The sequence below is a fragment of the Facklamia hominis CCUG 36813 genome, from assembly GCF_000301035.1.
Classification (GTDB): domain Bacteria; phylum Bacillota; class Bacilli; order Lactobacillales; family Aerococcaceae; genus Facklamia; species Facklamia hominis.
This window is the reverse complement of record NZ_JH932292.1, coordinates 653220-664939: the sequence shown is the minus strand read 5'-3', so window position 1 is coordinate 664939 and position 11720 is coordinate 653220. Positions and strand designations below refer to the sequence as shown.

Sequence of the window (11720 nt, the reverse complement as noted above, 5' to 3'; positions counted from 1 at the left end):
CAATCGACGTAACAGTAACTGATCCAGACCTACCAGGTGGAAAAGTTGAAGTCGAAGTTGAAGTTGAAGGCCACAAGAAGGGTCAAGACGACAACAATTCTGACAAGAAACCTGAAGATAACAAGACATCAGTTGACGAATCTGGTAAGAAACCAGTTAAACCAACCGATGACAAACAAGACACAGGTGTTAAGGTTACTAATCCAGATAAAGATACTAAGGTATCAGCCAAAGATGAAGATGGAAAAGATATTCCAGTTGAAATCGATGAAAATGGCAATATCGTGGTAACACCAGGAACAGACGTAGACGGACCAATCGATATCACGATCGAAGATCCAGATCTTCCAGGTGGAAAAGTCGAAATTGAAATTGAAGTTGAAGGCCACAAGAAGGGTCAAGACGACAATGGTTCTGATAAGAAACCTGATAAAGGATCTCAAGCAGATCAAATCGACCCAACAATTCCAGCGGATAAGACCTTAGTTGGCGACAAGAACCACTTAACTGAAGACGAAAAAGCCAAGGTTAAGAAAGCAATCGAAGACGCTAACAAAGACAAGTTCCCAGCTGGAACTAAGGTTGAAATCGGAAACGATGGTACAGCAACCATTACTTACCCAGATGGTTCACAAGATGTGATCCCAGGTAACCAATTAGTTGTTGAAAGAGCAGCAGACGGACAAGCAAGTGGTTCAAATGAACAATCACAAGCTGATGCTGCATCATTACCTCAAACCGGTGAAAATGACTCCACTGTTATCTTCGGAGCAGCTGCTCTATCAATCCTTGCTGGATTAGGATTAGTAGCTAGCCGCCGCAAAGAAGAAGAATAAGACAATCGATTTATCGATGAGTCAAATGAAGACTCAGGCATTGCCTGGGTCTTTTTGTGTGCAATTTGACAAACGTTTAATTATTATTTTCAACAAAATATAAATAAATCAACCCAAACTAAAAAAATGTGATAGAATGAAATTGTAAAGGCTTTATAGGAGATTTTATTAAGAAAGGAGGAAAAATAATGAGAAAAATACTAAAAATAATGCCATTATTACTGGGTTCATTGCTGACAACCCCTGTGCTGGTTCAAGCCAGTGAGTCGTCAGAGGAACCGGCATCTTATATAGCGTCCAATCAAGTTAGCAAAGAAGAAGATCAAGCTGCGGCTTTACCACTCCCAAAAAGTTCTTTACCAGAAGTTGAAGCAGCTCAGATCTCTGAGTTGGTTGATGAAGAAAGGACAGTATTGCCTGAAGCTAGCGAGGAGTCAGCACAGGAGCTAGCGGATCCCATGATCGATCAGCCTTCACAGGATCCAATGGCAGGTAACCCATCCAGCGGAGGGGGTGCTCCACCGAATGAAGCATCAGATATTCATAGTATGACTTCTGAAGAGGACCCGTCGGATATTATGTCGACTCCAGAATCGATTCCAGCCTCTCGCCAAGCGACTGATTCGTCTGATCCAAGTGAGGAATCGCTGGGTCAAACCCCTGTTGAGGAAGCAGAAGCTAAGACAGTTGAAGCAATTCGAGATATTAGCAATGACGTCCAATGGGACGGTACGGCTTGGGATAAGAGCGGTAAACGAAGTCCTTATGACACGGATAATCTAAGTGATGAATACACTTATCCTTTGGATATCAAGATGGTATTGCCACGCTCGTTGAAGCAAGGCGACTATATTGATATTAAGATCATGAATGGCGGGAATTTCATCGGTAAGAAGGGGCGGGCAGAAGATGTCCTCTATCAAGCGGAGGGAATGCCGACTCTGTCTGAATCCATTATCGAAGAGGGACATATCTTGCGATTTAAGGTAATGGCGGATTGGCAAGCTACTTCAAGCACTGCGCCTAGCTTCAATCTCAAGCGGATGACTTACCTGGATAATGACTTATTGGAAGTCGGTCGATCGAATTCGGGTGGTTGGGATTATCGACCCTACAGTAATGTATCCTATAGTGTTCCTTTGGTTTGGTTGGGTAATCAACACAAGGTAGATCCTTGGATGAATTGGATGGATAACTATTGGTTCCCTTATGAGTATGATGAAGCCCTATTAAAAAAGAAAATGGGGCAATTTACGGAGAGCAATCGTCCTTTCATCGATAATCAAATACCACAAGGGACGCGCTATAAGGAAAGCCGTTTTATCCTTGACCAAGGTCAACAGTTCTTGCAACATAGCTTTTTCCATCGAGGAAGTGATCAAGTCGTGTTTGAATCATCAACCGCAGTTGATTTATCTCGAATAAAAGTCTATGTACTGGACTATCAAGATTGGTCAGATGAATCGGTTAAGGAGACCAACCACTTCGATAATCGCTCCTACATCCATAGTAAATATTTAAAGCGGATTGAACTGCCCAAGGACTTGTACTCATTAGAGCAAAGGGATGGACGGATCTTTTTGACCTTCCACCGGAAATTGCCTCAAAAGAGTCGTTTATACTATGGGATTACAGTCGATCAAGCGGATGATGCGATGGTGGATGAGTTGAAGTTCATCTATCGAGGAGGCTATTTACGCGAGAAGGGCATCTCTCGTCAAGGCGATACGGTGATCCCAGCAACGGATGATTTCTTCCCTGGAGAATTTAATTATCAACAGCAACGGATTGTCTTTAAGAAGCAGAATCAAAAGCCTTGGCAAGTGGATTCTTCGAATAGTCTATATCGTTCAGAACAGATTCAGACAGATGAACAGCGATTCCAAGAAGATAATTTAGATATGCAAGGTCTACAACCGCTTCGGATTTTAGAGTCGCTATTGGATAAGCGGCGTGAGATTGAGTATCTGAATAAGGATGATTTATTGCTTCTACCGGATAGCCTTGACCAAGGGAAATTACCGGATCAACCGACTTTGGATCTTGAGAAAGCACCGATTGAAGATATCTTGAAGAATACAGGTAATTGGTTAACCCAAGCTTCCGACCCAAGTAACAATCCTTTTGGACCAGGGCCTTCGGATAGACAGGGAGGCGTAATCGTCGATCATGAGATTTATCAAAATGGTCAAGGCCAATATGTCTATCGTTTAGATTTTAAGGCGAAAAAGACGATTCATAAGGGCCAATTCTTTATGGTTCAGGCTAATCCAGGTTGGCGATTCTATCAGGGAGATCAAGTTCCTAATGATATCATTCTAAGAGGGGATTTAATCTTTAAAGGCTTGAAACATCAAGAAAACCCAATGTTACCAAGCCCAGAGCCGAACCCAGATCCAACTTGTAAGATTAGGGATTCCCTTCCATCCTTGGAAGAAGATTTATTCGAGTATGATACTTATCGGATGAAGGATGTGCCACTCTTTAGAGTGTCCTATACCAAAGAGGGCTATCTTGTCTTCGTTGCCCTTCGAACGATTGAAGTCATGGATGATCGTCCTTTCTTTGTGGGACCTCAAGATCGTCCGACCGATGATGTTCCAGAAGCTATTAAAGACCAGTGGCTAGCAAATAAAAAGGTAGCTGAACAATTTCTAGATAGACAGCCTTTTACCTTTAAGCTTGAAAAGCTCTTAATTAAGAATGGTGATGGGACAGTCAATCCAAAGGTTTGGACTGTTTTTGGAGATCACACACCTATGCCTCAAGCAAGTTGGCGGGGAAGAGTCGCGGATCTTAAGGGACAGATGACCGTTGACCATAGAGGATCGAATTCAGTGAGATTAGTTGAGGCAAGCATTGATCAGGGAGTATTTAATCATCGGATTGAATGGCAAACTCCTTCAACAGATTTTGTCTTTGACAAGGTAGATATCTCGAATAAGCTGCTCAAGGCGGCAATCGATCTTAATCAACCTTCAACCATGTGGGTCAGTGGTCAACTGCCAAGTCAGGATACTTCTTATACAGTGACCCTTACTTGGAAAAAAGGCGATCAAATGATCTTGACGTCAACTTTGACGGTGACGGTTAAGGCACCTGAAATAAAGCAAGAGCAATTTAGCTCTGACATTACTTACACGGCCTTTAAGACCATGAATTTGTGGAAGTATACGCAATTTTATAGTGGACATTGCGGTCCAGAAATGCCACCTTACTTACCACCAAATCCGGGACCATATCCAGGACCATATCCAGGACCAGGTCCAATGCCACCATTAGCAGTTCCTGATGTGCCATTAGCATTACGGTCTCGTGAAGAGAGCCTTTCAAGGCTTGAACGATCGACCAGACAAGTCCTGGACGATCTGGAAATTGCACCTTTTAATTCGGATAATTATCGAGCCTTAAGAGGTTCAGGTTCATTCTCTTCTGGCGGTGGTGGTGGCTCATCAGGAGGAAGCGGCTCAGGATATTCTTCTAGTGCAAGAGAAGGTGTCTATATGGGTGGTCCGCTTGGAATTCGCGATAGCTATCATGTTGGGGTGACTTCTGAAGCTTCAGATCGTTTGACTATTATCGGTCGTAAGATCTGGAAGAATGCACCTCAAGGGAAATTGCCTAATATTACCCTTCGTTTGTCTAGGGAGGGTTGGTCTGATGAAGTAACCCTTGAATCTGGTACGTTAGAACATACTTGGACTGATCTACTAGCCTATGATGAGAAGGGGCAACTTTACCAATACCGCTTGGAGGAAGTTACTCCACCTGAAGGATATCGTTCAAGTGTCCAAGGCTTTACCGTGACCAATGAATATATCGAGAAAATTAAGATCAAGGTAACTAAGAATTGGATTGGCGGTGAATCGATCACTAAGCCAGATGTGACCCTTGTTCTTAAGCAAAATAACGTTGAGATCAAACGGTTGACCTTAAAAGATGGTGATACAAGCTTCGTATGGACGGACCTCGACAAGTATGATGCAGATGGTAATCTCTATCACTATACGGTTGAGGAAGTCTTTACGTCGGATCATTTCCGTCAAAAAGGTGAGATTGTCAAAGATTGTCAAGGCTTCACCATTACTAATGAATACATCGTACCCAAGACAAGTATCACGGTTGACAAGGTATGGGTAGGTGGACCAAAAGACAAGCCAACCATTACTTTGGAGTTATTGAGACGAGTAACCGATCAGATCTTGAACTCAGACTTCGATGTTAACAAGCACTCCTTTGTTGAAGCTGATGGAAGTCAGTTTGAAGAAGTTGTTAGTACAATTGAATTGGTGAATGGTAAGACCAGTCATACTTGGTCTGACCTTCCCGCAACCGATGGGGCAGGCCATCTCTATGTTTATACCGTTAGAGAACGAATTCTTAATAACCAAGACTATCAGTTAGGTACGGAATTAAGTGATAACCATGTTGAACTTACCAACACTTACCAACCTAAGACTCAGATCAAGGTAACTAAGAAGTGGGTTGGCGGCGAATCGATCGCCAAGCCAGACGTGACCTTTGTTCTTAAGCAAAATAACGTTGAGATCAAACGGTTGACCTTAAAAGATGGTGATACAAGCTTCGTATGGACGGACCTCGACAAGTATGATGCAGATGGTAATCTCTATCACTATACGGTTGAGGAAGTCTTTACGTCGGATCATTTCCGTCAAAAAGGTGAGATTGTCAAAGATTGTCAAGGCTTCACCATTACTAATGAATACATCGTACCCAAGACAAGTATCACGGTTGACAAGGTATGGGTAGGTGGACCAAAAGACAAGCCAACCATTACTTTGGAGTTATTGAGACGAGTAACCGATCAGATCTTGAACTCAGACTTCGATGTTAACAAGCACTCCTTTGTTGAAGCTGATGGAAGTCAGTTTGAAGAAGTTGTTAGTACAATTGAATTGGTGAATGGTAAGACCAGTCATACTTGGTCTGACCTTCCCGCAACCGATGGGGCAGGCCATCTCTATGTTTATACCGTTAGAGAACGAATTCTTAATAACCAAGACTATCAGTTAGGTACGGAATTAAGTGATAACCATGTTGAACTTACCAACACTTACCAACCTAAGACTCAGATCAAGGTAACTAAGAAGTGGGTTGGCGGCGAATCGATCGCCAAGCCAGACGTGACCTTTGTTCTTAAGCAAAATAACGTTGAGATCAAACGGTTGACCTTAAAAGATGGTGATACAAGCTTCGTATGGACGGACCTCGACAAGTATGATGCAGATGGTAATCTCTATCACTATACGGTTGAGGAAGTCTTTACGTCGGATCATTTCCGTCAAAAAGGTGAGATTGTCAAAGATTGTCAAGGCTTCACCATTACTAATGAATACATCGTACCCAAGACAAGTATCACGGTTGATAAGGTATGGGTAGGCGGACCCAAAGACAAGCCAACTATTCAGCTAGTCTTGATGAGAGATGGACAAGCATATGGCAAGATCGTTGAATTGAAATCTGGAAATCCCAAGTATACTTGGTACGATTTGGATGTGACCGACAAAGCGGGTAATATCTATACATATAGTGTATGGGAAGCTCCTGTCCCTGGATATACAAGTACGGTGGGCGAGCTTGTTGATCAACACGTTAAGGTCACGAATACCTATCTTCCACCCGAGGAACCAAAGATTCCAAAGACGCAAGTTAAGGTAGAAAAGGTATGGCAAGGCGGCAGTGAAGACCGTCCGACCATTACTATTGAACTTCTACGCAATGGTCAAGTGATTGATACGATTCAATTAACGAATAGTCAACGCAGTCATGAATGGACCAATCTGGAAGCTAAGGATTCCGAAGGTCAAGCATATCTTTACACGGTAAGAGAGTTAGCGGTCGATCGTTACACTAGCAAGGTAACAGGCTCCATGCAGGCAGGCTATGTGATTACGAATACCTATCTTCCACCTGAAGAACCAAAGCTTCTAAAGACGCAAGTTAGGGTAGAGAAGGTGTGGCAAGGCGGCAATGAAGACCGTCCAACCATTACTATTGAACTTCTACGCAATGGTCAAGTGATTGATACGATTCAATTAACCAATGGTCAACTCAGTCACGAATGGACCGACTTGGAAGCTAAGGATTCCGAGGGTCAAGCATATCTTTACACGGTAAGAGAGTTAGCGGTCGATCATTATATTAGCCAGGTGACCGGCTCCATGCAGGCAGGTTATGTGATCACTAATACCTATCTTCCACCTGAGGAACCGAAGATTCCAAAGACGCAAGTTAAGGTAGAAAAGGTATGGCAAGGCGGCAGTGAAGACCGTCCGACCATTACTATTGAACTTCTACGCAATGGTCAAGTGATTGATACGATTCAATTAACGAATAGTCAACGCAGTCATGAATGGACCAATCTGGAAGCTAAGGATTCCGAAGGTCAAGCATATCTTTACACGGTAAGAGAGTTAGCGGTCGATCGTTACACTAGCAAGGTAACAGGCTCCATGCAGGCAGGCTATGTGATTACGAATACCTATCTTCCACCTGAAGAACCAAAGCTTCTAAAGACGCAAGTTAGGGTAGAGAAGGTGTGGCAAGGCGGCAATGAAGACCGTCCAACCATTACTATTGAACTTCTACGCAATGGTCAAGTGATTGATACGATTCAATTAACCAATGGTCAACTCAGTCACGAATGGACCGACTTGGAAGCTAAGGATTCCGAGGGTCAAGCATATCTTTACACGGTAAGAGAGTTAGCGGTCGATCATTATATTAGCCAGGTGACCGGCTCCATGCAGGCAGGTTATGTGATCACTAATACCTATCTTCCACCTGAGGAACCGAAGATTCCAAAGACGCAAGTTAAGGTAGAAAAGGTATGGCAAGGCGGCAGTGAAGACCGTCCGACCATTACTATTGAACTTCTACGCAATGGTCAAGTGATTGATACCATTCAATTAACCAATGGTCAACTCAGTCATGAATGGACCGACTTGGAAGCCAAAGATTCGTCAGGTAAGGACTACCAGTATACGGTAAGAGAGTTAGCGGTCGATCATTATATTAGCCAAGTGACCGGTTCCATGCAGGCAGGCTATGTGATCACGAATATCTACCTTCCACCCGAGGAACCAAATATTCCTAATGAACCCGAAAAACCTGAGGAGCCAGAAAAACCCGAAGAACCTGATCAGCCTATATTGAAGTCATCGCTTCCAGCAACAGGTGAATCAGACTTGACGGCTATCTGGTTAATAGCAATTCTTCTTGTTTTTATGGGCTTTTGCTTGATTTTCGATTTTTCGAATGTAAATAGTTTATAATAATTGTGATTTTAAGACTCAGTAAATGGATTTCTTCCATTTATTGAGTCTTTTATTGTATTCAGTAGCTTTTAATGATTTAAGACACAAGAGATTTTGCTGTATATTTCAGGGTTCGATTCTAAAAAGTATGGAATCATTAATGATTAAAATTTTTTAGAAGGCTTTTTATTTCATATTCTTTATATATTTTCAAATTATAATCAAAAATCATTTAGAAAAAGTTGGGAGTGTGGGAATAGGCTAGTTCTTAGCGGGATAATTAATGAATATAAATAGTGACTAAATGGTAGTTGGAACAAAGTTATTTTCTAAGACAGAAAAATTTAGGATAGTCATAGAACTAAAAATAGAATTCGATGATTGAAGAAATAGGAGATGATAAAATGTTAAAAGAGACGGTTACACGCTACGGTTTACGTAAGATTGGTTCCAAACTTTATTCGGTGGCACTTACAAGCCTTGTGTTAGCCATGCTTCCTGTGAGTATAGCTCATGCACAAGATTTAGAGTCGAATAATGAATCTACCACAATAACGGCAGAAGCTGCTGACCCCTTAGAAGCGTCAAAGCCAATGGATAATCTAGATACAAATAAGTTAGAACTACCCGATGACTCAGCCGCTAAACAACCTGCCCCATTAGAATTATTGGCTGAATCTGTAACAAACGAAGATCAAAGTATTCCGAATCCAATGACATCAAATGCTCCTGAGAGTTCTGATGATAAGGTGATGATTGATCAACAAGAATATAATACCACCGATCAACGAAATCTATTTTATGAATGGAAAAAACCTGGTCAAGCTGGAAGTTATAACTCTGATTTGGATGGACAAGAAGTAGATCTTTTGACGCGTCTTACGTTACGCGTTTTGAATGATCAGGGAGTTGAGGAGGACGTTTTTCGCTCAACAACTGTGAGAGCAACAGTTGGTAAGGATAATGTGCTAACTCCTGAAAAATACCTCAGTCAAGATCAATACAATGTCCAGACGGGAGGGTTTAAATATAATAACAAGGATTATCGATTATTAAGAATTAGTCAAGCCAATATAGCAACCGCTAATTTATTAGGTTATGGTGTTCAACATAGCAATCGATTTTTTGCAGGTCAAATGCATCATTATCAAAATAAGACAAACTGGGCACCTAGCTTAACACTTTCTCAAAATATGAATACTGATTTTGAGATGAAGGTTGAAGAAGGAAGCAAAATTAGTGATCAAGACAAATTAGAGCTCGAAGTGACGGTTTATGAACAAAAAGAGGGTCAGGAAGAAGTTAAAAAAGACACTTTGGGTAATCCTATCAAAATGACCCTGCCATTTGAAAATAATAAGAAAAATTTCTTGGCGGATTCGATTGAATATAATCAAAGCACAGGGGTGTCAAGAGCCATTAGTCAAAATCTGTTAAGTCTTTACAATTCAAATGGAACTAGATCCAATCGTTATACCCTTAAGGCTAGATTTACAGATCCACGACTTGAAGAAAATTATGCCCTTTCAGTTACAGGAGACGATGAAAAAGGTTGGACTTTTTCAATTTCGTCATCCCAAGAAATTCCGATTGAAACTCAGTTTGAAGCGGATGAAAGTAAGGATAATGGTGAAGTAGAAGAGCTAGATAAAGGGGAAGTTGGTTATCGCTTAGGTAATCAAATTCAAAAAGATATGAGACCACGTCGAGTTAAGGTGGGGGTCAGAGACTATATCAGTGAAGAAGAAGTCATTGCGAAACCAGAAACGGTGATTGAGGAAGACCCTAATTTACCAAGAGGTCAGGAAAAAATAATACCTGGAAGAGAAGGACGCAAAGAAGTTCAATATGAAGTGATCTATGAATTGGACCCTGCAACAGGCAAGGTTCTAACGAACAAAATTAAGTCTAAAAAGCCTGAAGGTTCCGTAGACATTCTAGAAGAAGCAGTAGCCGATCGAAAAATCGTTGGAACTAAAGATGTAGCGGCACAAGAACCAAAACATCCAGGTCTCGACCAATCTGATAAAAATCCAGGAAAACCTGATTCATCGGATACCCCATCGCCAGGACAACAACCTGGTGAAACACCTGATAATCCAGGGACTGGCGAGCAGGAAAAACCAAACCAGCCTGGATCTAAAGATCAACCACAACCAGATCAACCCGACCAAAAGCCAGGTCAATCAGACTCTAAAGACCAACAACAGCCAGATCAACCGGGCCAAAAACCAGGTCAATCAGACTCTAAAGATCAACCAAAACCGGACCAATCAGACTCTAAGGACCAGCAAAAGCCAGATCAACCGAGTCAAAAGCCAGGCCAATCTGATTCTCAGGATCAAAAACAACCAGATCAATCAGGTCAACAGCCAGGTCAATCTGGGTCTAAAGATCAGCAAAAACCGGATCAACCGGGTCAAAAACCAAATCAATCTGGATCTAAAGATCAGCCAAAACCGGATCAACCGGGTCAAAAGCTAGGTCAATCTGGAACTAAAGATCAGCAAAAACCAAATCAATTAGGTCAAAAGCCAGGTCAATCTGGATCTAAAGATCAGCCAAAACCGGATCAACCGGGTCAAAAGCCAGGCCAATCTGATTCTCAGGATCAACAACAACCTGATCAACTAGGACAAAAGCCGAGTCAACCAAACTCTAAAGATCAGCAAAAACCAAATCAATCAGGTCAAAAGCCAGGTCAATCTGGATCTAAAGACCAACAAAAACCTGCTCAACCAGGTCAATCTGGATCTAAAGATCAGCAAAAACCGGATCAATCGGGTCAAAAGCCAGGTCAATCTGGGTCTAAAGATCAGCAAAAACCAAATCAATCAGGTCAAAAGCCAGGTCAATCTGGCTCTAAAGACCAATCACAACCAGATCAACCCGACCAAAAGCTAGGTCAATCTGATTCTCAGGATCAAAAACAACCAGATCAATCTGGGTCTAAAGATCAGCAAAAACCGAATCAATCAGGTCAAAAGCCAGGTCAACCTGGTTCTAAAGACCAACAAAAACCAGATAAACCGGGTCAAACGCCAGGCCAATCCGGTTCCAAAGATCAGCCAAAACCAAATCAACCGAGTCAAAAGCCAGGCCAATCAGACTCTAAAGATCAGCCAAAACCGGATCAACCGGGTCAAAAGCCAGGTCAATCTGGGTCTAAAGATCAGCAAAAACCGAATCAATCAGGTCAAAAGCCAGGTCAATCTGGCTCTAAAGACCAACCACAACCAGATCAACCCGACCAAAAGCCAGGTCAATCTGATTCTCAGGATCAAAAACAACCAGATCAATCTGGGTCTAAAGATCAGCAAAAGCCGGATCAACCAGGCCAAAAGCCAGGTCAATCTGGATCTAAAGACCAACAAAAACCGGGTCAATCGAGTAAAAAACCAGAACTTCCAACCACAGGTGAAATATCTCATCATATAGTGAATGGATTAGCAACTATATCCATTCTCTCAGGTATTGGCTTTCTTCGTCGCCAAAAGAAGAATGGATAGAGTGCAGTCTGTCATTCAAATAGATACTATTGGCCTAATTAGCCAATAATGATTAGGCCAGTAGCTGATTGACAGTGTTTCCATTACTTTAATCTTTT

Annotated in this window: 3 protein-coding genes; all 3 read left to right on the top strand. The window is 42.0% G+C overall.

The window, feature by feature from the left end:
- Positions 1-836: LPXTG cell wall anchor domain-containing protein (locus HMPREF9706_RS02905; protein ID WP_040444558.1), on the top strand; the 836-nt coding region annotated here is incomplete at its 5' end.
- 188 nt (positions 837-1024) lie between these two features.
- Positions 1025-8131, top strand: a complete 7107-nt coding sequence (locus tag HMPREF9706_RS02900; RefSeq protein WP_006907877.1) for a Cna B-type domain-containing protein — start codon at positions 1025-1027, stop codon at positions 8129-8131.
- 386 nt (positions 8132-8517) lie between these two features.
- On the top strand, positions 8518-11622 hold the full coding sequence (locus HMPREF9706_RS02895; RefSeq protein WP_006907876.1) for a G5 domain-containing protein: 3105 nt from the start codon (positions 8518-8520) through the stop codon (positions 11620-11622).
- Positions 11623-11720: the final 98 nt, after the last annotated feature.